This is a genomic window from Legionellales bacterium, from assembly GCA_026125385.1.
Classification (GTDB): Bacteria; Pseudomonadota; Gammaproteobacteria; order JAHCLG01; family JAHCLG01; genus JAHCLG01.
The window spans coordinates 1-26,476 of the sequence record JAHCLG010000032.1; the positions used below are offsets into that span (position 1 = coordinate 1).

The following is a 26,476-nucleotide window of genomic DNA, read 5'->3' on the forward strand; positions in this document are numbered from 1 at the left end:
ACTCATTTTTCAATATCCAACACTTTAACCACACTTGACATTGGTAACTTTTATGTTACCATTAGTTATGAAGTATCAACTCCTTGAATATATAACGGACGATCTTTCAAATCCATTTAAAAAATGGTTTGACGAGCTCAATGCTCAAGCAGCAGCTAAGGTGTCCATGGCGCTGTATAAAATGGAGCAGGGTAATTTTTCCAATGCAAAAAGTATTGGTCAAGGAATATGGGAATATAAAATTGATTTCGGGCCTGGTTATCGAATTTATTATGGTCGACAAGATGATACGGTTATCTTGCTGCTGTTTGGTGGAAACAAAAAAACACAGCCTAAAGATATTAAATTAGCACAACGCTTGTGGAAACAATACAAGTCATTGAGAGGACAATCATAATGGGATTAACTCGCACATTTAAAGAAACGATCCGTGAACGCGCAATCCGTGATCGCACATTTCGCCATGAACTGCTGAAAGAAGCTATGAATGAATTATTCACGGGTGATTTTGACGCCGCAAAATTGATGCTGAGAGATTTTATCAATGCAACATCGACTTTTGAGCCATTAGCTGACAAACTTCATAAAAGCAGTAAAAGTCTCCAGCGGATGCTAGGACCCCAAGGGAATCCTACCACTCAATCTTTAGTGGGTATTTTACATCAGTTACAAACTCAAGAAGGGATCCGTTTTAAAGTAAGTCTAGTCAAAGAAGAAAAATGAAACTAATTTTCTTCTTTGTCTCACTGTCCCTGGCACACAGGAGTATCCATTGGTAATGGCTCCATAAAATAAGACTGCGAAAATATAGTTTTCACGAATACTCAAACAATACCTTCACCGCGCTATCCGCAAACTGTCTTCCAGCTTCAACATATTCAACCACAGTTCGTGTAGTACGCCAACGCCCATGTTTTTGAATGGCAGGTAAGGAAGCGCCAAGACGTGCCGCTTCCGTCGCAAACCCTCGACGTAACGAGTGACTCGAAATATCTTCCCAATTGAATATTCCTGCTTCTTTCGCTAGCTTACGCAATAGCCGATTCCAGTAGCGCGAGGTAATAGCCTCTTCTAAGATTTTCCCTTGTTTAGTGAAGCGTTTAAAGATAAATCCATCCACCTGCTCTCGACACGCTTGTCGCCACGCCAGCAACGCCCGCACCGGACACCGTTCTAAATTCCCGACAGGAACGACAACTCGTGCGCCCTCGCCCTGTTGATCGGTTTTGCTTCTGACTAAATTCACCATCAAACCATCGCGCACAAATTTCACGTGCTCCCATTTGAGTGAGGTGAGTTCGCTGCGACGAAACGCCCCAAAAAAGCCTAATAATAAAAGCGCTTTATTGCGCAAGGACAGAATTGAATTTTGCTGATCCAAATACTGCACCAGTTGATCCAAATCGGAAAGCCTGAGTGCCAACGCTTGCTGTTTGGGACGCCCATGAAGTCGTGCAATCCCGCGCATGGTTTTGGTCACCAAGGGTGATTTCGTGGGATCGGGAGCACCTTTTAATTTATGCCATTGACGAAGCGCCGTCAGCCTGCGAATGAGCGTACGCGGATTATAATCGGGTGCCAGTTTGCGAAGATACGCTTCGACCATCACCGGAGTTGCTGGCAATTGACCACCCTCACGTAAAAAATGTTCGACATCCCGTTGATACGCTTCACGGGTGTTGGGACTTGTAGCCGCTTGGATATAATCCGAGTCTAACTCGCCTTCGATCAGATCCTGGTGAGTACTCAGTAATTCAACATCAAGCGTTTTACTGTCCATTGACGCGTTTCCCCTTACAGACGATTTTTGAGCATTTTCATGTTAATAAAACTCATCATATCCTAATTATTCATTATGGTTCTAGAATTTCTCAGCTATAACCTGACTGGGTAAAAAGTTGAATTGTGACATAATATAGCTATAATATAACTATGTTATGTTTAGAATAAGGGGTGATGGTATGAGAAAAGCCGTCGTTCGTGGAATGATTAGTTCCGAAACCAAACAACAAGCAGAAATCATTTTAAGTGCGCTGGGGCTTTCCACTTCAGACGCTATTAATCTGATGTTAAAACAAGTTATCCTGCAAAAGCGATTACCGTTTGATATTGCCTTACCAAACATTCCAAACACTGAAACCGCTTTAGTGCTAGAAAAATCTGAGCGTGGGGAAGAGGTGATTAAAACCAAAGGGATCGACGATTTTCTTAAGCAACTGGATTTATAACGCGTGCTTGATGTTCATTATACCAATAAAAGTGAGCATCTGCTCCCTCAATGATGTTATTTAAAGATCCGACTTCTCAAACACACGACTCCTATTTTGACAATCCTCTCCGTTTTGTCCTTTTTTATAGCAAAACCCGTTAATTAACCCTACCTCTCGTTAAGGTTCCATAAATTCCCATTATGGTGCCTTAAGAATTCTTACCCTTTTCACCCCAAACCCGCTATAATCATCACGCTCGATTAATCGCGCCTGATTAATCGCAAATTTAAGGGACTAAAAACCTATGGATCACCACCGAAAAATCATCTTAGAACGCCATCGCAGCAAGCGCCAACAGCAAGGCTTAGTCGAATTTAACTTGATTATTCCAGCCAAGATCCGCGATCAATTTAATGATATTGCGGCTCAAAAAGAAAAGGAGCTCAAACAACAATTCCCCGATCAGGATCGCCGCACGCTCTCCAGGCAAGCTCGCATGCAAACCTTGATCGAAATGATGACGCACGATCATCAACAGTATTTAGCCTTGCAGGCGCAGATCAACGAACTGCAAGCTGAACTCGAACACTCCCTGCCCTACTACATTAAGCACAATATTGTTGAAAACGAGATCCCAGAACCTATTCAACAGTTAACGAATGATCCACAACTCTTAAAATCGAAATTAGCCGCCAGTGAATTAGAGCGACTGAAGACCGCTGAAAGATTAATGGAAGCCGAAAATCAGCTCATGTTGGCTAAAGCTAAAATTGAAGCGCAATCGGATTTAATTTCTAGATTAGAAAAAATGAATCACTATCAAGAAGATACCATCAAACACTTACAACAACGGCTTGAGGAATATCATTTACCCAGTGAGTTAGTCTGAACCCTAAAGATGTCATCGATTACCCTACAGCTTGATTTGTAGTCACAACAAGACTACAATAATAAAAATGACCTTAGGAGTATCGTCATGAACAGAGCAGATACCTATGTCCGCGCCAGAATAGATACCGAGACAAAAATCCGCGCCTCAGACGCATTAGAAGCTATGGGGTTATCCATCTCCGATGCTATCCGCTTATTAATGCTGCGCATTGCCGATGAAAAACGCATGCCATTTGAAGTTCGAGTCCCGAATAAAACCACGCTTGATGCTATCGAAGAATTAGAGGCAGGAAAAGGCAAGCCTGTTAACACGGTTAAAGCATTAATGGATGATCTTAATGCGGATGATTGAGCACTCCAACGCCTTCAAACGCGATTATAAACGTGAGTTAAAAGGCCAATACAGCAAAACATTGAGTGAAGAGTTAACCGAAATACTGACATCTCTCGCAAATGATCAGCCACTTGCTGTGCGTTATCGTGATCACGATTTGAGCGGAAGTTGGGCTGGCTACCGCGAATGTCATATAAAACCGGATCTATTGCTCATTTATCGAAAGTCGAATACCAATCTTTTACGTCTTGCAAGATTAGGTTCTCACAGCGAGCTGTTTCGGTAATGTTCACAGTATTAATATTTTTTACTAACTACGCTGTAGATGTATCAATAAAGCCTGTCAATGTCACATAAATGCCTGTAAACGTTGCATTTCATTCAAGTATTATAGTTAAAATTAATAGGTTACATTCTTTCCAACAACTTATAAACATCGATTAACAAAATCAAAGAGTTTGTAAGTTAATTTTTAAAATTAACTTACATTCAACTACCTACACAACTCAAGTGACTTGAGTTGCAGTTGTACCTCATGATCTTAAAATTTTTTGCCTGATAGCCGTTCTCATTCCTATATCGACAGTTTATGTGAGTTAATGTTACCACTAATAGTATCTAACTCATCTTATGCGGCTGTATATAAGGTGAGGTGATCATTTTTGTGACAGACCACCTCCTCAATATAAAATAGACAGTTACTATTGATTTAATAAAAAAAATCAATTTGGCCTATTGGTTTTTTGCAGGTACAATTTATATACTAAAATAAAAAGAGGAAATTAAAATGTCTACACAAAATCAATTTAGTTTTTTTGTTATAAATGCTCCTCAAGACGCAGCCCCTGATGACGCATTTGATCCATTGACTCAAGAGTTTGACGCTTCTTCCTTGTACAATGCAGTACAAGCAGCGCAGGCAAATACTGTTTCTCCCCAAAACACAGATATGACGAATGGCCCTGATGAACTTGAAGTAGCGCCTACCCAAAACAGTTATCAACCATGAGTAAACTGATCTGGCGCTAATCATGACTGAGCCGATCGGACTGCCCCAAGATGATCGGCTCTTGAATTAAAAGTTTATACCTCTGCTTCTGTCACAAAATCAAACGTTGAAGCGCAAAGAGATTTAATATCCAGATTAGAAAAAATGAAACATTATCAACAAGGAACCATTAAGAAATTGCAACAACGTCTCTCGGATTATAATTTATAGAGTGAAATTCTTTGACCCCTGCAACTATCTCATTTCAATTAAATTTTCTATTTTAAATCCACATTCCCATATAGCTACACCACTATTTAGCAAGTATTTAAGTTGCTGGTAAAAAGATTTTGAACATGCTCTCAAAGGTATTGTATAACGCATCGACAAAATCATAAGCCGCCTGTGTATTTTCATGGGCAAGATAGGTGATCACTTCTTCAATATCTTACTCAGCAAGCAACGATAACACGTAACGATTTGCCATCCCTTAGCTTCCCTTGGCGATCTCATCAATTTTGTGTTTCATTTTTTCGCGGCTCGTTTGCCCATCTACTCGGCGTTGCTGCTCTAATTGCGCCATTCCCAAACTGATGGCTTGATCTAATTCGGCTATACGTTGTTTTTGTATCCCTTCATAAGTGTTCATCAGACGAAGGGACTCTCGGATCACCTCGCTTGCCGATGTATACAAGCCGCAAGAGACCTTTTCTTGAACATAACGCTCTAATTCTGGGGTTAATGATATGTTCATCGGGCTAGCTCCTTAGTTAGCGGTTCATGAGAAAATGAAGGACTGAACCCCCATGGATCACCCTCGAAAAATCATCTTAGACAGGACTTACGCAAAACTTTAAAAATACCCAAGCGACCTGCAAACGTCACCCTTACTCTACCCGTAAACGTCGCAACCACTTATTCCCTGCAAACGTCTCACCCGTTAATTATTTTCGTCAATCAGTGTTATAAAATCTTCTAAAGAAAGTAATTCACCTAATCGTTCCTTTCTTGTTTCCTTAACAAAATGTTTGAAACTCGCATTTGTTGCCGGATGCTCTAAACCGTGCTTTCGATACCAGCCCTGGAATATAGTATTTTGTTTTTTGATATATGTTGCAAAATCATCGTCTAATTTTCTTTTCTCTTGCTCATCAAGGTTAGCAATGAAGGTATCAATTTTCTTAGTGGTATAACGATTGTAACGCTCTTCCCTACTCTTTTCTTTGCGCAATTTCTCTTGTTCCATTGCCTCACGTAATCTGCGTTTTTCTTCAACCACCGCTTTACTAGATTTGCTAAGTTTATAATCTTTCTTGAGCGCCTCAATTAAGTAGCCTGCCAAGCCTCTAATTTTACCTGCGATGAAACTTTCCGATTGCATAATGATTTCTATTTTTTCTTTGATGTATTGAGACTCATATTTCTTGGTCGTTTCTTCAATCATTTGTTGAGAAAAGCCGAATGTATCTTTTAATAGCGCATTCAATTCTTCATCGACTACGTGTGCTGTTAACATGAAATTATCTGATTGGAGATTCTTCGTTAACTTAAACCGTAGTTTAGTCACTTTCTGATTAACACGCTCTATTTCAGGGGTTATTTTAATAGGAGAAGTTTCATTGACTTCTCTTACCGCAATATCAAGCACACGCTTTTTAAAATCTTTAAATGCGAGATATTTGTTATCAAATACACCCATTAATTTTCGGAACATTTCTAATGGAAACCAAGGAGTTTGCGCAAGCCCTTTATAACGAATACAATTTTCATATAACGCCAACCCATAACTTGATTTGAATCGTGACATTATTTCAATGTTAATCCGCCCATATATTTCGGGTTGATAAAGTAATTCTTTCATGACTTGGCTATACTCGTAAACGCAAACGCCATTCGATAATTCAGCAGAAGCTAAAATTGAACTGGCCTTCCATTTTTTCTCTTGACCAGTCGCGCAATCAATGACATTCCATTCAATAGCAATTGTGATTAAACCCAAGAGCGCTTGTTTCAGTTTGCCCGTATCTTTACTGTTGTAACCAATTAAGCAACACAGATCTTTGCCTCTAATTTCAAAACGCTGTTTGTGAGGTAATTCAGGGTAAGCGTTAAATAGAAGAGCATTAAACAATTTTCTTTGAACTAAAGTCAGATTATTGGAACAATGGATAGCGTTAACATGCTTCTTAAGCTCCGTGTTTCTGTGATTAGCTAACGCTGCGCTCGACATAATGTTCTCCATGCTATGCTACATTGATCCGGATATCCGGATCCGGTTTCCACTTGTTTAATCCGGATATCCGGATTCAGTCATTGTTTTCTCTAAGTAGTTTGATAAATGATCACAAATTTCATCCAGATTAATCCATTCGATAACCTCTTTATTGATAACGATAGAAGGCAATCCTCGATTGTCAGATTTAAACGTAAACAGCTTCTTACCTGTAGCAGTACTATAAGTTTTGGCTGACATCATGGTTTTGGTATGTTTTTTAGCTTTAGTCGATTTTTTATTAAAAATCTGTTCAAGTTTCGCGTGTGAAGTAATCGTCGTACCTAATTGATCAGCAATAGCCATAATTTTTTGATGATTATCTTTTGACTTATTTAGCAATTGAACAATCTTCACTACAATTTGCTTAGAGAGGGTATGGATGTTGGGTATTTTCTTAACAATATCAGCAGGTATCTTAGCGTAAGCCATTAAATCATTTAGGGTTGAAGCAGATAATCTTAGCTTCTCTGCTAATTCTTTTTCAGTTTTAAATACACCATCAGAAAGCAGGCGTTTATAGAGAATCGCATTGGAATAGTTACTAACATCGTTTCTGAGCTTGTTTTCGGCATCTTGAGAAGCAATTGCGTCTTGAACATTAGGAATAGCTTTGCGGATTGCTAAAAAGGGAATTCCTAGTTTTAAACAAGCCAAATGTCTGCGGCGACCAAAAATAACTTCATACTTAATGCCATCATGTGGGGTAGGGTGGTTACGTATTAACGCAGGTTGTAACTGCTTGTTTGCTTTGATCGACTCGATTAACTCTGCAATATCTCCTAACTCTTCATCTTGCCGATTCGCATATTGCCATGGCTCACATTCTTTGGGATCAACATACACTAATTCTTGTTCAGAAAATTCAATCCCTGACTGTGTTTTAAAGTAAGAAGCGCCTGTTTTATGAGGGGCAGAAACCTCTTTTTCCATTACCGCTTGCTCTGAAGTATTTTCAATCTTTTTAACCTGCCCACTTTTCATGAGCATCCCTAATGGACCAGAACTATGAATATTGCGCTTGCTGTTGTCCATGATTTTCTCCAGTTAACAGGTTAGATTTGGCTTGTTTTTCCCAAATATCTTTGAAGTTATTAATAATTTCCATATTGACATCATCAAGGTGTTGTAAAGCGCGACGATAAGCTTCGCGGCTTCCACGTGGCTTAGATACATCGTAAATCGTACCAATTTCATTAGCAGCCTTTGCAACTTCAACGGTTTCACACATATGATTGGTTAAAATGTATCGTCCAAATTGCTCTCGCATCATATTTTCCATTTGTAATGCTTCATTACTGCTATTGTGTTTCGAAATCAAAATACGGAGATACTCTAGTTTTTTTGTCGATAATTCTTTGAACATATTGCGTAGTGTCGCGGTATACATGATAAAACTTGAGTAATCATTCATGCTCGGTGGTATTGGAATAATAATTCCATCACAAGCAATAATGGCATTGAGTGTGAGCAATCCAAGGTTGGGACCGCAATCAATAATAATCACATCATATTGATTTTTAATGATTTTTAATGACTCAGTCAAACGAATAAAAGGAGAGCCTAGGCGTTCATGGTTGTTTTCTTTTTCATTCGGTAAAATTAAATCACAATCTTGAATTGCAAGATTGGCAGGAATAATATCAAACCCATCAAAGTGAGTTTTTAAAATAACGTCTTTAATGTTGTTGGGATTAGAAATAAGAACATTGGTAATGGTATCTTCATAGCGCAATTCTAAATCAGGGATTAAGCCTGAACTAATAAGAGTAGCTGTGCCTTGTGCGTCAAAATCTAATAATAAAACTTTCAATCCTTCAATCGCAATTTTTTTTCCTAAATCGACTGCTGTTTCAGTTTTGCCGACACCACCTTTCAAGTTTGAAACCGCTATGGTAAGTGCTTTCGAGCCTTTTGGTCGTTTATACCGTGTTCCTGCTTTATCACGAAGTGTATTAATCGTTGCGAGTGTATATTTTTTAGTTTTACGTCCATTTTCGGCTTCTTCAGTCACTATACCTGGAATATTAGCGTTAGATTCCAGTAATTTTCTGAAAGTAGGAGCGGATACCCCTACCATTTTTGCTGCTTCTATAGCACCCCAGGTACGCGCTTTTTTTCTTTTTTCAGGGTTAGTAACGAAATTTCTGAGTGTTAATAGCATTTCGTTTCCAGCTTGGTAAAATTTATCCATTAGCTGTTCTGGATTATCGGTACCGTAAGGCATTATTTGTGTTTCTAGCATAACTTCCCTTTCCGCAAGTTGTGTAAATTTCACGTTTTTTGTAATTTAACTCGTATTTTGTGAAAATACAACTAATTAATGAAATTTCTTATTTACAATAGAAACACAACGTGTTTTAATTTTGTTTAAGACTATTTCTGTTGTTTAAGTTAAAATTTTCCCTAATTAATCAACTGATTAAAGTGTTTTAAGCGACGTTTGCGGGGAGTGATGCGACGTTTACGGGATAAGATAAGACATTTGCAGGGTTAGGTTGCGACGTTAGCGGGGCAACTATCGGATAGAATGACGCTAAGATGAGACAGTTGCGGGTAGGGGAGACGCTTGCGGGGCGTTGGTTCAATTTGAGGGGCAATTTGTGTCAAATGTAGAATTGAAAGGATTAAAAGGGTTGCGCGGATTAAATAGCCTAACCGCTGATGCAACAGTTTCATCGCTGTCCAATGAACAAATTGAAAAAATTCCTCATCAATTTTTGATACCAGGTAAATATCAACCACGCAAACAGTTTGATGAAGCCGTTCTTAATGAGCTTGCTGATTCGATTAAAACCCAAGGCATTATTCAACCGTTAATTGTTAGAAAAATTGATCCTGATAAATATGAAATCATTGCAGGTGAGCGGCGTTGGCGTGCTGCTAAAATCGCAGGATTAACACATGTTCCAGTTATCATTCGAGAAATTGAAGATAATGTCGCGTTTGCGTTTGCCATTATTGAAAATATTCAACGCGAAAATTTAAACCCAATAGAAGAAGCCCAAGCCTTTGCGCGTTTTCGTGATGAGTTTTCGATGAAACACGATGAAATTGCGAATATGGTTGGACGTTCGCGTGCTTCCGTGACCAACACCATGCGCTTATTAATGCTCGAGCCAGAGGTAAGAAATTTATTGGAAGAGGGTAGGTTAGATATGGGGCATGCCCGCGCATTACTCACCTTAGAGGCTAATCAGCAGATCCGCATTGCAGATTTAATCGTTGCTAAGCAATTAAGTGTGCGAGATACCGAAAAGCTAGTACAGTCAGCCAAAGAAGCCAAGACGTCGGCTCAACAAATAAAGCAACCATCTTTTTATCATGATCAATGCGAAGCCTGGGCACGGCAATTATCGGAAAAATTTTCGACGAAAGTCTCTGTTAAATTAAACAGCAAGGGTACAGGTAAAGTCACCATTCAAATTGATTCCCCAGATGAAATCGACTGGCTAATAGAGCATGTTAACGTCGATTGATGTAGCAGTTGTAGCAATGTAGCAAGCTTGCTATTCGTTACCGCTTAAAATGGTTGGGTTCACAAGCAGGATTGTTTTACATTCGTTTTTAATTTCTTTCAAATAGGCAGACTCAATGAGGTGTTGAATGGCTTCATCGCGTCGCTTTTTATCACGGATAGGACTAAATTGTTGTAGCTGCCGAGGTGTGGTCTGTGACAAGCTTTTACTTTTTAACCACTGGATTAAGCGCATAGCATCTTGTTGGTGACGTGAATCAGTTTCAACGTGTAGCATTCGTTTAGTTTCCCATAAATGCCATTCAATGATGTTAATCGCACGCTCTACGGTTTCAGTTTCAATAGCGCCTTGCTTGCCATCAAAAAAATGAAAAAGTGTCGCAAGGGGAGCCGCATTTTCAGCCGCTTTACTGGCAAAATCTTTCATGGTGAACCATTGAGTTGGATTAATTAATCCTTTTTCAACGGTATTGAAAAATTTGATCCAGATGTTTTTAGCATTAGTTGAAAAGGAGAGGATAGGGATGTTTTCGCAACCAGCAATATCCATCGACAAAGATTCATCTAAACAAGCTGCAAGCCGATCCGACATTTTGTTAAGAGCAGTCACGGGCGCTAAGTCATTTCTGATTTTAAGTTCCCATTCATGGATCGCTTGCCCAAATGCGTGATCCGCCGCACTCTTACGTTCACCAGAACTAGCAACAACGAGAAAATAAAGTGACACAGGACTAACTAATAAATGATCACGAGCAACGTTAGCCAGCGTTTGACATGCTAGCGACATATTCGCCAACGCGCTGCAGGCAATTAATGGTAGCGGTTGTTGATCCTATTGCTGATAGCACAGAACCGCATCTTGAATGATGGCTGGCAAAGCTTGAACCGGATAGGGTGGCGTTTCAGAAATTTCTTGGTGAAAGGGTAGGGGAGTATCCCAGACTGTCTCATAAATAAGTGTTTCATTCATTTCAATTAGCATACGTTCGCGGCATTCCTGGGAAAGTAAATATGGGCAGCAAGTGTAGAAGAGATGCAGCAATTAAAATACACCATAGTTAATATGGATACTGATAAATGAAGTATTAGAAAAGGAGCTGGTTAATTATATTATTAAAAAGTCTTCAATACTGATGTGTTGGATAGCCGGTTTTTCGATAACATTATCACATGTGCCATTGATGGCTTAACCAAGGTGTATACGAATATGTCGGAATTGGAAAATTTGTTTCAGGAGCTTGAAGAATTATGCTCATCTGATGGATATATCCATATTATTGCATTTTTATGGTATAGGGACATCATAACTCCTATGTCTGTTCGACAGCAGTATTTTTCGAACCATGAACGTTTAATTAGAAAAGAAATCTCAATATTAACTGGATTATTAATCAAAGCTAATCACATTGATGATTACCCTGGTGATGAAGAATTTGTTAGATTAACTGCAAAAACTGAAAAATTGATAAAAATGCTGCATCAAAGCTTGGTCTCAGCATTTTGTGATAATCACTCTGATAACCATGATGAATCAACAATGGGAGCTTTTTTCCGTGAAGCAATACTTTATGAAGGAGAAGGGCCGTATTATTTTCAATACTTAGATTTAGCAAAGGTGAAATACCAATTTGATAATGATTGGCTAGTTAAAAACAAAGGGTTCTCAATTCATGATGCTTGCGCTGTGGTACAAGCTTTATTTATGTTAATGGAGAACAAACTACGAGATGCACTAGACAGTTTTGATATCAGTTCTGCTCGAAAACTTCCAATACTGGATACGATGATTTTTACTGCTGAAGAATTAAAAGAACAAGTTAATTGTGAACCAAGCGTTATTGAAGCGTTTCTAGCAGTGTTTTCGACGGTTGGTAGAAATGAAAATGCAGGGTTTAAGTCATTTTTTGATTATAATCTTGCGGAAAGGTGTCCCATCATTAAAATCGATAATAAATATGTAATGTTTCAACCTAACTCATTAGCAGAATCAATTTATGAATCACCATTTTACTGGATGAATCAAGACAACGAATATATTTCGGTAATGAGTAATAATAGGGGAAATTTCACCGAAAATTTTGCGTTTAAAAAACTAGAAACAATCTTTGGCAAAGAGAATGTGTATCAGAATGTTGTCATTAAAGAGAATAATAAAATTATTGGTGAAATCGATGTGCTTGTTGTTTATACCAATATAGCTATTATTGTTCAGGCTAAATCGAAAAAACTCACTTTAAGATCGAAAGGCGGAGATATTAAGACGTTAGAAAACGATTTCAAAAAGGCTGTGGAAGATTCATATGAACAGGGTGTAAGGTGCGCTGAATTTCTAAGTAATAAAAAATATCTATTCGTTTGTGGTAACAAAAAAATCGCTATGAATAATAAAAACTATCAAATTTTTATTATGTGCCTGCTGTCTGATAATTACCCTTCACTTGCAGCCAAAACGAGAAATTTATTATTTAACAAGTTGAACATTCACTATAACCCTTATGTTATTGATGTGTTTATTTTAGATATATTATGTGAATTACTGTCATCTCCATTATATTTTTTGTACTACTTAAAAATTAGATGTGAGTATTTCTGTAAGATAATAAATGTCAAAGAATATAATGTGTTATCGTTTTATTTATCGAATAATTTACATATCTCTGATGATGTTGATATTTTTGTAATAAATGATGAGGAAACCGCCGAGTTAGATCGAGTGATGTTTTCGCGTAGAGTAGATAGTAAAACAATGGAAATGCCACAAGGTATTTTAACAGTATATGCTGATACCAGTATCAATGAACTTATTAAGAAAGTTAAATGTCCCAAAACAGTAGAACAAATGGAGTTTGGTTTTTATTTGTTAAGCTTAAATCCAAATTCTGCGTTAGAAATAAATGCTTTGATCAGTCAGATTGCAAATGAAATTAGGCAAGGTAAAACATGGAAAGTAGCTTCTTTTGGGAATAGTGAAGGCGGAGCATTATTAACAATTATTTGTGATAAACTTGGAGTAAAAAAGTCACAAAATCAATTAAAAAAGAGTGTAAAGAAAAACAACGGACTGACAGGCTTTAATATTTGGTATGGAATTGGTATTAAAAGAGATGCAAATTTATCTGCCAAATATATACTTGCATCTAAGCAGCCCTTTAAAAAGGTGGGAAAAATAATTTAAATAAGTCCAATTAATTTTTAATAGGAATTGCTAACTTTTTACCTTTGGCCGATTTATGCCTTGCTGTTAACTCAATATCATTATAGCGATCAGTAATAGCACTGGAGCTGTGTCCCGCATCATCACGCACATGGGCAACGGGTCTGCCGCGTTTGTTGATGTCGTCGGAAATTCCTGTGTGGCGTAACCAGTGAACGGTTGCCGATCCAAGTGCGTCAGCTTCTGTGGTTTTGTGACTCGCGCGTAATTTTTCAATCGTGGCATCGAAACAGTATTGTACTAAGCGACGGATGTGGCGAGAACTGGTCATGCTACCTTTGCCTTTTTCTTTGGGTAGTAATGGTGTTTGATCATTTAACGCGGGGAGGGCAGGTAGCTTCATGCTTTCACGATAACGCATGAGTGCTATTAACATATCATCAGATACCGCAATTTCACGCAGTTTGTTGCCTTTCCCTAGTGTTTTAAACCACCAATTATTATGACTGTCTTGGTAAAAATGTCCCATTTGTGGTTCCCACCGATCACTTGCCACCAATTCAGAAATCCGCAAATATAGTAAATAGAGCGCTGAGATAATAAATAGCGTGCGCTCGTGTTTATCGGGATCGGTTGCGGCCATGGCTTTAACTGTCTCAAGACAGGCTTGCCATTGCGTTTCTGATAAACGCATGACGGGTGATTGTTGTTGGCGCTTTTGCAGATATTTACTTTTTTGTTTAATTAATGCGATAGGGTTCAGTGCTAGTTTTTCCTCTAAGGCAAGATAATTATAAAAACTACTGAGCACAGTAAATATTTCGCGGATCGCTTTTTGTGATAATTGATAATCTTGTTTATTAGGTTTAACGCCTTTTTTAAATTCACTTTTACTAACATTAGCCACAAAAGGGCGCCAGGCAGGATTTGGCGTGCGTTCACCGTTGCGGGTGACAAAACGTGCTACTTTTTTTAAACCTATCCAGGATTTAGGTGGATTTAAACAAAATTGCAAATACGTTTCGATATCTTGTCGTTTTAAATCAAGCAATGATTTTTTGGCAATGAGCCACGACCATTGCATTAAACGCTCAACCTCACGGCGATAGGATTCAAATGTTGCCTTGTTATTCTGATATTGTTTGAGAAAATCCAATACACAAATCAAATCATTTTTTGTGAACGATGGAAGTTGATTGGTTAAGTTATTTTTCTCATCTAAATATTCCAAGGTATCAATAAAGGGTTTGGGGAAATTTGCTGTTCTTGCCATTATTCACCATCATCGGAAGAAATATTATTTTCTCTATTGCGCGCTCTTTTCACTGCTTCTCGAAATTTTTCTATTAATACTTCTTTTGGTGGGATATCAGTTAAAAATTGACATACCCTGATTCCACTTTTTTCTAGTTGTAATAGCTCAACCGTTTCTTCTGATTTTTCTGAGCATAAGACAATGCCAATCGGTGGATTTTCACCAGGTTGCATTTCATTTTTTTCTAACCATCGTAGATAGAGTTCTAGTTGTCCCTTGTCTTGCCCTTTAAACTTACCCATTTTGAGTTCTAATACGACGAGTCTTCGTAAACGACGATGAAACATGAGAAGATCAATACGATAAAATTCACCATCGATTTCAATTGTTTTTTGGCGCTCCAAAAATGCAAAACCATTTCCCATACGCATTAGAAAATTTTCGATATCGTCTAAAATCGCTTGTTCAAAAGTATTTTCATATTTAAATGTTCGTCCTTCAAAAAATTCTAAAATTAGAGGATCTTGAATAACATGATCAGGGGTTAATTCGTTCGCGTGTCGTAATTTCGATATTTCGGTAGAAATAACATCTTCAGGTTTTTTCGATAATGCAATCCGCTCGTAATACATGCTCTCAATTTTTTTAATAAGTTCTCGGGTTTTCCAGCCTTCAATGCGGCACATTTCAGCATAAAAATCACGCTTTAAGGGGTCATCTATGGTTATTAAATAAACAAAATGAGTCCAACCTAATTTGGTCATCAGTGATGACACAATTGCGCTATCCGGATAGCATTTTGCAAACTGAACCATGCGCCGTAGATTTCGTGCCCCGTAACCTTGTCCATGACGCATTTGAAGATTTTTCGAAAGAATATTTATTATTTGCTGCCCATATTCACCTCTTTCAAATTTTAATACTTCCTCATTAATCCGTTTACCTATAGTCCAATAGAGCATAACAATTGTTGTATTTGCTTGTTTTCTTAGCTGATACTTGGCTGTTTCAATTAAATGATTAATATCGGCGGTCAGTTGTGTTTCATTGATCAGTGAGTTATCCATATCTACCCTTAATAATTTGGTCATCACTGATGACCAAATGTATCTATTCGCATTTTCAAAACTAGGCAGGTAACCGCTAGCTTGATCTTTCTGCAGCGAGTGCTGCAAAAAGTTATGGTATTTAAAATATGTAGTACTTGCCTATAACCAGGACAACTTTCGCTCACGACCGTAAGCGAAAGCATTTTTTCATCGTAATATACTTTAAATTCAAAGATAAGTAAACAGTCCAATAGTAAAAGCTATTGGACTTATTAAGTTGTTAGGATGGGCGGATCCACCTAAATAAGACGAAATAGACAAGTTAAAGTGTCTATTTCGTCTCATACAGCTCTCTTTGAATTAATTGACATTTATTATCAAGAGTTATATATAACATATATTAATTGATGATTTATGTCATATGGCATCAAAAGCACACAGATTCTTCTTTGAGCCTAAAATATTCACGGCCGAGCAATTTGCTCGTGCTATGGGTAATCCATTAACAACCTGTCGCGTCATGCTCAATCAACATCTAAAAAGTGGCAATATCGTTCGCATCAAGCAAGGTCTCTATGCCTCAATTCCGCTGGGTGCGAATGCCGAACACTATCCAGTTGATCCTTACGCTGTTATCAGCATGCTTGCACCGGATGCGTTAATTGCCTACCACAGTGCATTGCAATTTCATGGTCTCGCCTACTCTCTGCATTTTCAATATGTTTTTCAATCCGCAAAAAAAATTCGAGATTTTCAATTTCGCCAAGATCGTTTTAAAGTGACTCAATATCCAACATCATTGCCTGAAAAAAAGCGTTTTATTTTTACTGATGAAATTGATCACCATGGTTTCAAGGTTCGCGTCACACAATTAGAGCGGACATTGGTTGATGTGTTAGATCGCATTAATTTGAGTGGTGGCTTAGAGGAAGTTTGGCGATCGCTCGCTAATATACAAAAAGTTAACATTGATGCAATTTATGAATATGCGTTAGTGCTCGGCAGTGCAACGACTATTGCAAAAGTTGGATTTTATTTACGCTTGCGCCAACAAGGTTGGGCTATCGATGAGCATTATAAGGATATGTAGGTAATGAAGGTCAACTTGGGCCAAAAACGAAATGGTTCCTTTTGAAACCAGGACATTACTCCGGACAACCCGGACATGTAAATTGTCCTGGTTAGTGTAGCCACTTCAACGCAGCACGGCACACCTATGGCAACGCTAGTCGTGTATACGCAAGAACTCATGAAAAACAAAGATCCGATTAATCAGGCGCACCGCTGTATATTCTTTAGTGGCAAGGCTGAAATGATCGTAAAGTTTGCTTCAATAGGTCGTCATATTCATTTACGTAGTTCGTTACGATCACAAGCGAAAGCAGGGCATAATAGTTTAAAATAGTCAAAAGGGTCTATTATTAATAGACCAATTATAATAATAGTAAACTTTTCTTGTTTTTTGTTCGAAATAATTTATAATAGTCTATTATGAATAGACCGAAATCATCAAAGTTAAACTATTTGCTATCTGAATGGCCAGCCGGCGTTATTTTGACATCTACTTGGTTGAAAAATAACGATTATTACAAACAGCTGGTTAAATTGTACTGTGATCATGGTTGGATAAAAAGCCTTGGGAGAGGCGCTTATAGTCGTTTGAATGATGAAATAACCTGGTCTGGTGCAGTAAAGGCGTTACAGTCTCAGCTCGATATGCCGATCCATGTCGGTGGACTAACAGCGCTGCAGCTCTATGGGATCTCTCAATACACGATGATAGACGATCATAATCCGGTTTTTTATCTTTATAATAGCGTTTTTAAGAAAATCACCTTGCCCGTATGGTTTCGGCAATATTTTACGAATTGTTACTTTGAGCAAAAAAAACTATTCAATCATTCAGAAGGGTTGTCAAAAAAAATGGTTAAGGGGGTGGAATTAACCGTCGCTGCCCCTGAGCGTGCTGTGTTAGAGGTATTAGCCCTGGTTCCTATAAAAATAACATTATCGCATGCAGAAGAGCTGATGGAAGGTTTGGATCGATTAAGAGGTCAAATAATGCAACACCTATTGAAGACGTGTCATTCCATCAAGGTTAAGCGTTTATTCTTGTATTTGGCTGAAAAAAATAATTTAGCTTGTTTTAATGACTTGAGTATAAAGGATTTGGAGTTGGGTTCAGGTAAGCGGGTGATCGGTGAGGGCGGTTCATATAGTGAAAAATGGATGTTGAGTCTTCCACAATCGAATGAACTCAATCAACAACAAGAGGAAGATGATGAATAGAGAACAGTATGTTGCTCAGGTTGAATTACTATTAGATTGCTTACCTGCATTAAAAGAGCAAGAAATTTTTGCCTTAAAAGGCGGAACGGCTATTAATTTTTTTATTCGAAATTTACCAAGACTGTCGGTTGATATCGATCTAACGTATTTAAAGTCGGAGTCAAGGAAAAATGCAATTAAGGAAATAGAATCTGGACTAATCCTTTTTGGTGAAGAGATAATTAAGCGTAATAAAAAATTTCAAATAAGAGAATTAAAAACTAAAGATGGCCAATTGCATAAGCTTATTATTGCAAATGGAGCTACTAAAATAAAAATCGAACCCAATTTCATTATGCGCGGCACACTCTTACCAACAAGAAAAATGGATATTGCCAAAGCTGTAGAAGATAAATTCGAATACAGTATTAAGCAAATACCGGTGTTGTCAGAAGAAGAACTGTTCGCTGGGAAAATATGTGCGGCGCTGAGTCGGCAGCACCCGCGCGACTTTTTTGATATACAGGTACTGCTAGAAAACCAAGGTGTTACTGAGGGTATTCGCCAGGCATTTGTTATTTATTTACTTTGCTCGCCAAGACCCATACACGAATTACTACGACCAAATTTGATTGTTTTAAATAACATATTTGAAAATGAATTCATCAATATGACGGAAAAACCTGTATCACTGGAAACATTATTAAATACTCGTGAAGAGCTCATTAAAGTGATTAACCAAATGCTATCAAGTAGTGAACGGGAGTTTATATTGTCAGTGAAAAAAGGTGATCCTGATTACTCCTTGATGCCATTTGATAATTTAGAGGACTTGCCTGCATTAAAATGGAAGTTAATCAATATTCGAAACATGGATAAAGCGAAACACCAGGCTATGCTGAAAAAATTAACCGTTGTGTTAGAGAGATAAAATGTTGTTAATATCCAATATCAAGAATTTTAAAAATCACGGCCAATATCTTTTTGCTGGAGTTTAAATTTAGCTAATGGCTGCAATTTTTCTGCTAATTTCGGCGCTAACTGAGGTGCGCCAGGCATCCTGGTTAAAAGGGACCAAACCTTTAATACCTCATAAGCCAGTATTGTTTCAAGCCCGTTTGGAAACTGGCTAATCCATAACAATTATTATTCTCAATATCCAGTAGAATGTTCGTTATATTTTCACCAAATTTATTTGAAACAATGAGAAGTTATCATGGTAATGTTTTTTGTTTAAAAGAACATTGGGAAAGACTTCAAGCAGGAGCCGCTTTTTTAGAGATCCTATTCCTTATTCATTGAGTGAATTTGAGCAGATAGTAGCGGAAACACTCATACACAACGGGTTAACGGCTAAGGATGCAAGTTTGAGGTTAACGATAACGCGAGGCACCGGCCATAGAGGGCTGTTGCCGCCTACTGATCCTAAACCAACGGTTATGCTAACGGCTTTCCCATTCTCGGCACATGCCTTGCCACCTGCAAATATATTCATAACCAGCATTAGAAGAAATGAATTTTCTCCTTTATGCAATATAAAGTCACTAAGTTATTTAGATAATGTATTAGCCAGACGGGAGGCAGTGAAAAATGGTGCTGATGAAGGTATTTTACTAAATACTAAAGGTAATGTTGCTGAGGCAAGTGCTGCTAATATTTTTATGGTTAATCGTGATGGTATTGTGATAACACCTCGTCTCGAGGATGGAGCACTTCCTGGGATCACTAGAGGTATGATCATTAATATTTGCAAAGAACTTGATATAGAAATTTCGGAGAGTGTAATTACTCAACAAGAATTATTAAGCGCAAAAGAAGTGTTCTTGACTAATTCTTTAATAGAAATTCAGCCAGTGAAAAAAATAGATCATCAATTAATTAATAAAGGTGCTATCGGCGTTTTTACTCAGCAGATACAAAAGGCTTATCAAAATCACATTAAAAAACAAGGGTAATTTTGCTAAATACTATTATTTTTTTAGTACGTAAATAACGTAGGGAGAATACATAGTTTCGTCGAGCCATTTAAAACCGTCGGTTTTATCTCCTTTGGGGTGAAGTGTTTCTTCCAATGTAAAATGAGTTTTGGAAAAAATATCTCTATAATCCATGTCTGTCCAATAATAGTCGAACAATTCCAAGCCAATATCCTTTAATTTTATTTTCGCAATGTCACCGCTACTTAAATTGATATTTTGGGGATAAGATGCATCAAGTGATACCCATTCTTTTGAATATATATCTTCACTGCCTGTGACAATGATAAAGACTGATCCTAATTTTAAAACTCTATAGACCTCTTCTAAGATACTCAAAATATCATTTTTATTTGATAATTCAAATAGTACAAGAAATGAAAATGCGATATCAAAGTATTTATCTTGAGTAGGGATGGTAGCACTGCGTATTAATTGGTAAGTAATATCATCGTTAAATGATTTTGCGTGCTTTAGCATATTGTGATCAATATCGAAACCATTAACATTGATATCAAGATCTTTTATAAATCGGGTTGATCTACCGGAACCACACCCGTAATCAAGAGCCACTGGATTTTCTACTCGGAGATATTTGTATACTAGAGAAGGTATATATTTAAATGCAAGAAATGCAGTGTCTTGCAAACTATGTTTGGCATAAATTGATGCATTTAAATAGTAATTATTTTTTATCATTAAATTATTCCTATTATCAATAAAAGTGCTGATTTTAACTAAATAGTGACATCACGGAATTTAAATAATATGGTATTAACTTAATAATCTTATCTTAGTAAGTACCATAAACTCAAGGAATTATTGTGTGACTATTATCCCAATTTTTCTCATTTGCTACAATTAACGTACCATTATGTAGTATATGTATTTAATCAATTCATTAAGCATAGCGTTAGTTTAGCTTAAATCGAAATCGATAAAAAAATATTGCGATTTTTTACGACACGTAATTGCTTTTTAGCAAGGTCAATTTGATACTCCATGACATCAATCAATCGAGGACTATCTAATATTTCTTTTTTAAAAATATTCACATTAATACCGGACGGATAGCGTGCGGAAGGCGATAATAAACCAGGGTAACCGCCTTGTTTGATTTCTTTGCCGATAAAATTAGTATAGTGATAATCATCCGAAATGAGTTGAGGAAAAGCGCTTTCATGCCCGACCAGATTGATAAGAATCGCATTACAATGAACGTCAAAAAGGGTTCTTTTTTTGATAATAACGCCTTCATTTTCTGTGATCCCTGCATGTTTCGCATATTTTACAGCGTAATACGCCGTTTCATAAACGGTGGTTTCAATATCTTTTGCACCATACCAAACAGGATAACTGCCATCGGAGTATCGAGATTTAAGATAGGGCTCTGTCATGAAAGGATAGTCGATGGCTGCGGTATAATAAAAGTCATTATCAACGGTGTTACTCTGCGAAATATTTTTATTGGCAGCCGTTTGAAAAAGTATCAAATCTTCAATTGCATCATCGCTATCAATCAAATGACCCAATCCGACTTGAGGTGGAGAAACATACACTACGTTGCGTTTAGCTGATTGATTAAAACGAACGGAATGGGTAAATAATTCATTCATCCAGTCACCATTTGGAAATCAAAAAAGCGTTTAATTTTAGCAATGCCATTTAAGCCTTTTTCTAACATAATATCTAACGGACTTTGACCATCGAGTAGGGTGTTTTTTCGCTTAATTAATGTCGTACGGATAGCGGGATTTTCTGGGTAAAGATCAAAAATGTTTTTATAAATCGATAATAATAATCCTGCGCGATCGAGTTTGTCGCGTTCGAAAGGGATGATGCTTTCAAGCTGTTTATATTTATTGAGTTGAGTCCGACTGGTTTCGCATAGCCCGAGTAAATTGAGTTGTTCAGCTGTTGAGAGTTGCCATTCTGCAAACAAACGTATAATGGCTTTGGTTAAGGTCTTGCGCGCTTGTTTGCTTTGTAGGCGAGAGAAATCAGTGGGTTCAGAAAATGAATAGGCCATAGTTAAATGCTCATCAATAAAGCTTATAGACTAAGTATAGCATAAATGTATTACACAATACAATAAAAAGTAATTCACATTACAATTCCATAACTTATTGATAATAGATAAATTAATTTAGGTTGCTATAGTATCCTGGTAAAATTTGTTATCATGGCCTTATTTTTCATGGACAAGATGTGGTATATGAATATTTTTGTAAATGAGATACTGGTTGAAACCCCACTGGTAAATCTGGCTCAATTTTTGAGTACGCGGGAAGAATACGGCATAAACTGTGCGATCAGTTTGAATGGTAATATTATCGACAAGAGTGATTTAGCCATTATTAACCTAAATGAAAATGATGAAATTTGTATTCTGCGAGCATTTGCGGGTGGATAAAATGGCATTTACCCTGGAAGAACAACTTCGTTACCGCCGTCATTTTTCACTCTCAGAGATAGGTGAAGACGGACAAAAAAAGTTAAAGGCAAGCTGCGTTGCTGTTGTGGGCGCAGGGGGATTGGGATCTCCCATTTTATACTCTTTAACGGCTGCTGGAATTGGTAAAATAGTTTCATGGTTAAATTAACGCAGTTTCAAGCTTCTATAGTAAATGCCGTAGCAAGTACATTTTATATGTTTACCTTTGGATTAATAGTTTCATTATTAGTTTTCTACTTGATGAATCAGATCGGAATGTCAAGAGAAGCAGCATATTGCTATTTTAGTGCATTTTTATCATTGTTTTTTTGTCTGGCAATTGCAGGTGGATACATTGGACAAAAGCAAGGATTTAGAAATTCAGTAATCATCAGTGGTATTTTTATGCCTATAGGATTGTTATTGGTCAGTATTTTCGGTTATTTAACCCTTGGATTAAGTTTATATGTGGTTGGATGTGGATTTTTTATTCCTAATAAAGCAGTTTGTGTCAGCCAAGTTTTTAACTCTAACGATAATAAAAGAAGTATTGCATTTACGTTATCCTATTTTCTTATGAATATTGGTGCAATGTTTGGTGGATTATTCTCAGGCAGCATTGTGGATAGATTTGGTTACGGCGGGGTTTTTGCTCTAGCGGCACTTGGAGTATTGATAGCTTCACAATTATTTTCAGTGTTGAGTCATAAATTCCCATTTGTAAATGGGTCGCAATGTGAACTACAAGAAGAGTCGGATAAGAAAAAAATATTTAATTTAATAATGGTGTTCATATCAGGATTAATTTTAGCATTGCTGTCTTTTTGTTTGTTAAGCCATCCTGAGTTTGACCGAGCTATCATAATTATGATGGCGATTTCAATTATAAGCTATCTGTTGTACGTTTCTTTTTTCTCAGATGAGTTAGTTAATAATGAACAGGAAAATATAAGAAAATTTCTTTTAATGAGTTCATTATTAATTTTATTTTGGTCATTATATGATCTCGAACCTACAGCATTGTTGATATTTATTAAAACCCATGTCAATCGAGTCATATTTCATCACGTAGTTCCGGCATCAGATTTTTTTTGCTTAGATCCTGCCATGGTGTTTATAGTTGGACTAATGGTATATCTCTTTTTCAAAGAAAGCGTTATTTATAAAATGAAAACGCTCTATAAACTATTGATAGGTGTTTTCTTTAGTGGACTAGCGTTGGTTACTTTATTTTATATCACGAATATTGCTCAACACCACCTTATATCAATTTGGTGGGTAATCCTCGTTTACTTTTTAATTAGTTGTGGGGAAATACTGGTTGGGCCAAGCTCAAGTGCAATGGTAGGTGAATTAGGTCCAAAACAATTGCAGGGGATCTTGATGGGTTTTGGTCGCTTTGTGAGTGGATTTTCTGCAATTATTTCGGGTTATCTTGCAATTAGCACCGTTAATACTTTAAGTTTATTTAACCATAAAATGGTTGGATTTCATTACTTGCTTTATTCTTTGGTGGTTTTTGCATTTTTATTAATTTTTATAAGTTATCAGTATCGATTGGAAATAAAATAAAGTGATTAATGTTAGCAGTTTAGAGCAATGGCTGTTGATTATTACATGGTTAAACCGTTTTCCTTTTTGTAAAAAAAAGATGGAGATAAGGTTTGAAAAATAAGAATGTTATAGCAGTAAATCCAACAAGTCATTATGACTTGATAGATTTTAAATACCTATCAAGATACGGAATAAATGTAATCCCAGTTGTTAGAGAAGGTGGTAAAAACCCATATCATAATGCTTTAATAGTAAAAAATTTTTCTAGAGAAGAATTGAAAAATGCTATAAAGAACTGCCGCGCAGATTTCATATGTTGCATGAATGACAGATTGAGTGCTGATATTGGATTTATAAGGGAATTTTATAATATTCAGGGTTTAAATGAAATTACAGCAAAGAACCAAATTAATAAAAATGTTACATATGAGCATCTTAAAAAATTTATTCGAACCCCTAAAACTATTCCATTAAATAAAAATGATACTTATCTGTATCTAACAGATTACTTCAAGAACCCCATGTTTTTTATTAAACCTCATAGTTTATCTGCCTCGGAAGGTACTTGTGAAATATCAAATTTTCGTGAATTTGATAATTTTGTACAAAATTTAGATCTAAATTTTGACGATTTTATTGTTCAAGAATATTTAACAGGTGAATTATACCATTGTGAATTAATCATCCAATTCGGAATTGTTAAATATAGCAATACAAGAAAATATTCATCACCAAATCATAAAATGATCACTAATAATTTACCCTTATTAAGCACGGAAATAGATGATAATGCAATAAAAAAGATTATTACTGAATTATCGATACAAATACAGCGCTTGCTTAAAGTGGAAAATGCTGTGATGCACATAGAGTTCTTTCGTGATAATAATGATTTTATTTTCTTAGAAGCAAACTTTCGGCAACCAGGTATAGGACTTAATAAGCTGTATAAACGTAAATTAGGAATTTCTTTCGAAACTCTCATGATAATGCTTGAAGCAAACATAGAAATTGAAAAAATTATCAGTGATGATTTATTCTATCTATGCGGCTATTATCCGATTATTGCAGGTACAATCACTAAAATTGATATTCCTCGTTGTAGTATTAATTTAGAGTTTGAAACTCATGTGAGTGTAGGGATGCATTACTCTGCCCCGAAAAAGCTGTCTAAAGCGGCGTCTTTTCTGGGATGGAGCGAAAACCTTGGCTCCATTCACTTAGAATATTCAAATTTGCTCAACCATCAGTTAATCATTGTTAGCGAACATTCATGAGATACCAAAACCTCGTGTATAATTAAGAGGTATTAATTTGATAGCATTTAATACTTATCAGACTGTATTAAATCATCGGTTGAAACGTTCAAGGCAATGGATATTTTTTTCAAAACTTCGATACTCGGTGAACGAGAATTATTTTCAAGTTGCGAAAGATACGGCGTGCTAACGCCAATACGTTTTGCTAAATCTACTTGTTTTATTTGTCGATATTCACGCCACACTTTAATGGCATTTTCACCTTGCACAAGACGCTCAGCATATTCTTCGGGTATAAATTCTTCCTGGCCTTTGGTCAGCAAAGATTTAAAATGATCTAAGTCGTGTGCAATCTCATATACTTCTTGCAAACGTAGGTAATCTTCATAAGGCAGCACAGCCCATTCTGGTGTGCCGTTATTCTCGATAATTTGAACGGGGAATTCACGATGTTTCATTTATATGCCTCTCCTCTAGGAGCAATCTTAATGATTAAAATTTCAAGGCAGCCTTCATTAATAGAGTATATGATCCGCCAATCGCCAACTCTTAACCGGAACGCATCCAAACCTTTCAGCGCTTTGACTTGAGGATCATGATAGGGTGATTGTTTGAGTTTTTTAATTTTATCCATAATCCGATCGGCCAAGGGCTTCGGTAATCTTTGCAAGGTTTTGATCGACTGCCTTGAATATTTAACCGTATACATTAAATAATGTTAGCTTATAGTTAATATAATGTCAAATTATGTTAGCATTAAGCTAATTGTAGGCAGCAGGATGATTGCTGTGAGCAGGGCAGAATTAAATTTAATAGGCTATTTTGCTTAACATGAGTTTGTCACTGTGATGTGTTTGCACCATTGAATGAATTTGTTATGATGACACCCTGCAATATTACTTTGATGGATCATTTAATGGCTGTAACAATTCTTCTCAACAATGAGTGTATTCATATCGATGATAGTGTGAGTATCGATGAATTTTTAACCCAGCTAAATCAATACAATCCTAATGCCATCGCCATAAAACTTAATAAAATGATTTTACCTCACCATCTTTATAAAACCACTATTTTGAAAGATCATGATAGCGTAGAAATTATTACACCGATCTCAGGCGGTTAATCTAAAATGATTCTAGACAATGAGAATACTCGCTACGCCAGACATTTTACATTACCAAATGTTGGAAAAGATGGACAAAAAAAACTTGAAAAGTCGAGAGTCGTGTGTGTGGGCGCTGGTGGCTTAAGTTCTCCCGCATTATACTATCTGACGGCAGCAGGTGTTGGTAATATTACCATCATTGATGGTGATCGAGTGGACATTTCGAATTTGCAACGCCAAATCTTA

35 protein-coding genes are annotated in these 26,476 nt (G+C 36.8%); 21 read left to right on the forward strand and 14 right to left on the reverse strand.

The window, feature by feature from the left end; all coding sequences use genetic code 11:
• Positions 1-67 precede the first annotated feature (67 nt).
• Together KIT27_10505 and KIT27_10510 are read left to right on the forward strand one after the other, a co-directional pair.
• Positions 68-397 (forward strand): type II toxin-antitoxin system RelE/ParE family toxin, encoded by a 330-nt coding sequence (locus KIT27_10505; protein ID MCW5590073.1) that lies wholly within the window; start codon positions 68-70, stop codon positions 395-397.
• Positions 397-723, forward strand: coding sequence for a transcriptional regulator (locus KIT27_10510; protein MCW5590074.1), 327 nt, complete (start codon positions 397-399; stop codon positions 721-723). The genes KIT27_10505 and KIT27_10510 overlap by 1 nt, the downstream gene beginning before the upstream one ends.
• Before the next feature lie 91 nt (positions 724-814).
• Here KIT27_10510 and KIT27_10515 read toward each other — a convergent pair whose 3' ends face one another.
• Positions 815-1,780, reverse strand: a complete 966-nt coding sequence (locus KIT27_10515; protein ID MCW5590075.1) for a tyrosine-type recombinase/integrase — start codon at positions 1,778-1,780, stop codon at positions 815-817.
• 181 nt (positions 1,781-1,961) lie between these two features.
• Here KIT27_10515 and KIT27_10520 point away from each other — a divergent pair, with 181 nt between their 5' ends.
• The 5 genes from KIT27_10520 to KIT27_10540 all read left to right on the forward strand — a co-directional run bounded on the left by KIT27_10520 (position 1,962) and on the right by KIT27_10540 (position 4,444).
• On the forward strand, positions 1,962-2,228 hold the full coding sequence (locus KIT27_10520; GenBank protein MCW5590076.1) for a type II toxin-antitoxin system RelB/DinJ family antitoxin: 267 nt from the start codon (positions 1,962-1,964) through the stop codon (positions 2,226-2,228).
• A gap of 286 nt (positions 2,229-2,514) precedes the next feature.
• Positions 2,515-3,099 carry a hypothetical protein gene (locus KIT27_10525; protein MCW5590077.1) on the forward strand — a complete coding sequence of 195 codons (585 nt, stop codon included), beginning with the start codon at positions 2,515-2,517 and terminating at the stop codon, positions 3,097-3,099.
• Positions 3,100-3,186: 87 nt separating this feature from the next.
• Positions 3,187-3,453 carry a type II toxin-antitoxin system RelB/DinJ family antitoxin gene (locus KIT27_10530; protein ID MCW5590078.1) on the forward strand — a complete coding sequence of 89 codons (267 nt, stop codon included), beginning with the start codon at positions 3,187-3,189 and terminating at the stop codon, positions 3,451-3,453.
• Complete coding sequence (locus tag KIT27_10535) at positions 3,440-3,721, forward strand: type II toxin-antitoxin system YafQ family toxin (GenBank protein ID MCW5590079.1); 282 nt, start codon at positions 3,440-3,442, stop codon at positions 3,719-3,721. The genes KIT27_10530 and KIT27_10535 overlap by 14 nt, the downstream gene beginning before the upstream one ends.
• Positions 3,722-4,222: 501 nt before the next feature.
• Positions 4,223-4,444 (forward strand): hypothetical protein, encoded by a 222-nt coding sequence (locus tag KIT27_10540; protein MCW5590080.1) that lies wholly within the window; start codon positions 4,223-4,225, stop codon positions 4,442-4,444.
• 469 nt (positions 4,445-4,913) lie between these two features.
• Here the strand turns inward: KIT27_10540 and KIT27_10545 are convergent, their stop codons facing one another.
• The 4 genes from KIT27_10545 to KIT27_10560 all read right to left on the reverse strand — a co-directional run bounded on the left by KIT27_10545 (position 4,914) and on the right by KIT27_10560 (position 8,940).
• Positions 4,914-5,177, reverse strand: coding sequence for a type II toxin-antitoxin system ParD family antitoxin (locus tag KIT27_10545; protein ID MCW5590081.1), 264 nt, complete (start codon positions 5,175-5,177; stop codon positions 4,914-4,916).
• 186 nt (positions 5,178-5,363) lie between these two features.
• A complete protein-coding gene (locus tag KIT27_10550; GenBank protein MCW5590082.1) occupies positions 5,364-6,653 on the reverse strand; it encodes a replication initiation protein in 1,290 nt (429 codons plus the stop codon).
• A 57-nt stretch (positions 6,654-6,710) separates the two neighbouring features.
• Positions 6,711-7,730 carry a ParB/RepB/Spo0J family partition protein gene (locus tag KIT27_10555; protein ID MCW5590083.1) on the reverse strand — a complete coding sequence of 340 codons (1,020 nt, stop codon included), beginning with the start codon at positions 7,728-7,730 and terminating at the stop codon, positions 6,711-6,713.
• A complete protein-coding gene (locus KIT27_10560) occupies positions 7,702-8,940 on the reverse strand; it encodes an AAA family ATPase (GenBank protein MCW5590084.1) in 1,239 nt (412 codons plus the stop codon). The genes KIT27_10555 and KIT27_10560 overlap by 29 nt, the downstream gene beginning before the upstream one ends.
• Positions 8,941-9,298: 358 nt before the next feature.
• On the opposite strand from KIT27_10560, the gene KIT27_10565 reads away from it, so the two are divergent.
• Positions 9,299-10,174: a ParB/RepB/Spo0J family partition protein gene (locus KIT27_10565; GenBank protein MCW5590085.1), complete on the forward strand. Its 876-nt coding sequence runs from the start codon at positions 9,299-9,301 to the stop codon at positions 10,172-10,174.
• 30 nt (positions 10,175-10,204) lie between these two features.
• Here KIT27_10565 and KIT27_10570 read toward each other — a convergent pair whose 3' ends face one another.
• Positions 10,205-10,969 (reverse strand): DUF3987 domain-containing protein, encoded by a 765-nt coding sequence (locus KIT27_10570; protein MCW5590086.1) that lies wholly within the window; start codon positions 10,967-10,969, stop codon positions 10,205-10,207.
• A 411-nt stretch (positions 10,970-11,380) separates the two neighbouring features.
• Here KIT27_10570 and KIT27_10575 point away from each other — a divergent pair, with 411 nt between their 5' ends.
• A complete protein-coding gene (locus tag KIT27_10575; protein MCW5590087.1) occupies positions 11,381-13,348 on the forward strand; it encodes an NERD domain-containing protein in 1,968 nt (655 codons plus the stop codon).
• A 10-nt stretch (positions 13,349-13,358) separates the two neighbouring features.
• Here KIT27_10575 and KIT27_10580 read toward each other — a convergent pair whose 3' ends face one another.
• Together KIT27_10580 and KIT27_10585 are read right to left on the reverse strand one after the other, a co-directional pair.
• Positions 13,359-14,600 carry a site-specific integrase gene (locus tag KIT27_10580; GenBank protein MCW5590088.1) on the reverse strand — a complete coding sequence of 414 codons (1,242 nt, stop codon included), beginning with the start codon at positions 14,598-14,600 and terminating at the stop codon, positions 13,359-13,361.
• Complete coding sequence (locus tag KIT27_10585) at positions 14,600-15,673, reverse strand: DUF1016 family protein (protein ID MCW5590089.1); 1,074 nt, start codon at positions 15,671-15,673, stop codon at positions 14,600-14,602. The genes KIT27_10580 and KIT27_10585 overlap by 1 nt, the downstream gene beginning before the upstream one ends.
• A 379-nt stretch (positions 15,674-16,052) precedes the next feature.
• Here KIT27_10585 and KIT27_10590 point away from each other — a divergent pair, with 379 nt between their 5' ends.
• From KIT27_10590 to KIT27_10605, 4 genes are all read left to right on the forward strand, one after another.
• Positions 16,053-16,721, forward strand: a complete 669-nt coding sequence (locus KIT27_10590; protein MCW5590090.1) for a hypothetical protein — start codon at positions 16,053-16,055, stop codon at positions 16,719-16,721.
• Positions 16,722-16,847: 126 nt separating this feature from the next.
• Positions 16,848-17,036 carry a hypothetical protein gene (locus tag KIT27_10595; GenBank protein ID MCW5590091.1) on the forward strand — a complete coding sequence of 63 codons (189 nt, stop codon included), beginning with the start codon at positions 16,848-16,850 and terminating at the stop codon, positions 17,034-17,036.
• Positions 17,037-17,122: 86 nt separating this feature from the next.
• Positions 17,123-17,920, forward strand: coding sequence for a type IV toxin-antitoxin system AbiEi family antitoxin domain-containing protein (locus KIT27_10600; GenBank protein MCW5590092.1), 798 nt, complete (start codon positions 17,123-17,125; stop codon positions 17,918-17,920).
• Positions 17,913-18,830, forward strand: a complete 918-nt coding sequence (locus tag KIT27_10605; protein ID MCW5590093.1) for a nucleotidyl transferase AbiEii/AbiGii toxin family protein — start codon at positions 17,913-17,915, stop codon at positions 18,828-18,830. Before KIT27_10600 ends, KIT27_10605 begins: the two co-directional genes overlap by 8 nt.
• Before the next feature lie 29 nt (positions 18,831-18,859).
• Here the strand turns inward: KIT27_10605 and KIT27_10610 are convergent, their stop codons facing one another.
• Positions 18,860-19,042 (reverse strand): hypothetical protein, encoded by a 183-nt coding sequence (locus KIT27_10610; GenBank protein MCW5590094.1) that lies wholly within the window; start codon positions 19,040-19,042, stop codon positions 18,860-18,862.
• A 60-nt stretch (positions 19,043-19,102) separates the two neighbouring features.
• On the opposite strand from KIT27_10610, the gene KIT27_10615 reads away from it, so the two are divergent.
• Together KIT27_10615 and KIT27_10620 are read left to right on the forward strand one after the other, a co-directional pair.
• The gene (locus KIT27_10615) at positions 19,103-19,201 is read left to right on the forward strand and encodes a hypothetical protein (GenBank protein MCW5590095.1); all 99 of its coding nucleotides are present in this window, start codon (positions 19,103-19,105) and stop codon (positions 19,199-19,201) included.
• Positions 19,198-19,854, forward strand: coding sequence for an aminotransferase class IV family protein (locus tag KIT27_10620; GenBank protein ID MCW5590096.1), 657 nt, complete (start codon positions 19,198-19,200; stop codon positions 19,852-19,854). Before KIT27_10615 ends, KIT27_10620 begins: the two co-directional genes overlap by 4 nt.
• 15 nt (positions 19,855-19,869) lie before the next feature.
• On the opposite strand, the gene KIT27_10625 is transcribed toward KIT27_10620, so the two are convergent.
• The 3 genes from KIT27_10625 to KIT27_10635 form a co-directional block, all read right to left on the reverse strand.
• Positions 19,870-20,574: a class I SAM-dependent methyltransferase gene (locus KIT27_10625; protein ID MCW5590097.1), complete on the reverse strand. Its 705-nt coding sequence runs from the start codon at positions 20,572-20,574 to the stop codon at positions 19,870-19,872.
• A gap of 224 nt (positions 20,575-20,798) precedes the next feature.
• Positions 20,799-21,491 (reverse strand): RES family NAD+ phosphorylase, encoded by a 693-nt coding sequence (locus KIT27_10630; protein MCW5590098.1) that lies wholly within the window; start codon positions 21,489-21,491, stop codon positions 20,799-20,801.
• Entirely contained in the window at positions 21,488-21,904 is a 417-nt protein-coding gene (locus KIT27_10635) for a hypothetical protein (protein MCW5590099.1), read from the reverse strand. Before KIT27_10635 ends, KIT27_10630 begins: the two co-directional genes overlap by 4 nt.
• A gap of 186 nt (positions 21,905-22,090) precedes the next feature.
• Between KIT27_10635 and KIT27_10640 the strand changes: the two genes are divergently transcribed.
• The 4 genes from KIT27_10640 to KIT27_10655 all read left to right on the forward strand — a co-directional run bounded on the left by KIT27_10640 (position 22,091) and on the right by KIT27_10655 (position 25,140).
• Entirely contained in the window at positions 22,091-22,288 is a 198-nt protein-coding gene (locus KIT27_10640) for a MoaD/ThiS family protein (protein MCW5590100.1), read from the forward strand.
• A 1-nt stretch (position 22,289) separates the two neighbouring features.
• Positions 22,290-22,478 carry a ThiF family adenylyltransferase gene (locus KIT27_10645; GenBank protein ID MCW5590101.1) on the forward strand — a complete coding sequence of 63 codons (189 nt, stop codon included), beginning with the start codon at positions 22,290-22,292 and terminating at the stop codon, positions 22,476-22,478.
• Complete coding sequence (locus tag KIT27_10650; GenBank protein MCW5590102.1) at positions 22,466-23,881, forward strand: oligopeptide:H+ symporter; 1,416 nt, start codon at positions 22,466-22,468, stop codon at positions 23,879-23,881. Before KIT27_10645 ends, KIT27_10650 begins: the two co-directional genes overlap by 13 nt.
• 92 nt (positions 23,882-23,973) lie before the next feature.
• The gene (locus KIT27_10655; protein MCW5590103.1) at positions 23,974-25,140 is read left to right on the forward strand and encodes an ATP-grasp domain-containing protein; all 1,167 of its coding nucleotides are present in this window, start codon (positions 23,974-23,976) and stop codon (positions 25,138-25,140) included.
• Positions 25,141-25,187: 47 nt separating this feature from the next.
• Here KIT27_10655 and KIT27_10660 read toward each other — a convergent pair whose 3' ends face one another.
• The gene (locus KIT27_10660; GenBank protein ID MCW5590104.1) at positions 25,188-25,580 is read right to left on the reverse strand and encodes a helix-turn-helix domain-containing protein; all 393 of its coding nucleotides are present in this window, start codon (positions 25,578-25,580) and stop codon (positions 25,188-25,190) included.
• The gene (locus KIT27_10665) at positions 25,577-25,831 is read right to left on the reverse strand and encodes a type II toxin-antitoxin system RelE/ParE family toxin (protein ID MCW5590105.1); all 255 of its coding nucleotides are present in this window, start codon (positions 25,829-25,831) and stop codon (positions 25,577-25,579) included. Before KIT27_10665 ends, KIT27_10660 begins: the two co-directional genes overlap by 4 nt.
• Positions 25,832-25,999: 168 nt before the next feature.
• On the opposite strand from KIT27_10665, the gene thiS reads away from it, so the two are divergent.
• On the forward strand, positions 26,000-26,248 hold the full coding sequence (thiS, locus tag KIT27_10670) for a sulfur carrier protein ThiS (GenBank protein ID MCW5590106.1): 249 nt from the start codon (positions 26,000-26,002) through the stop codon (positions 26,246-26,248).
• 6 nt (positions 26,249-26,254) lie between these two features.
• Positions 26,255-26,476 (forward strand): ThiF family adenylyltransferase (locus tag KIT27_10675; GenBank protein ID MCW5590107.1); only part of this gene is annotated, 222 nt, incomplete at its 3' end.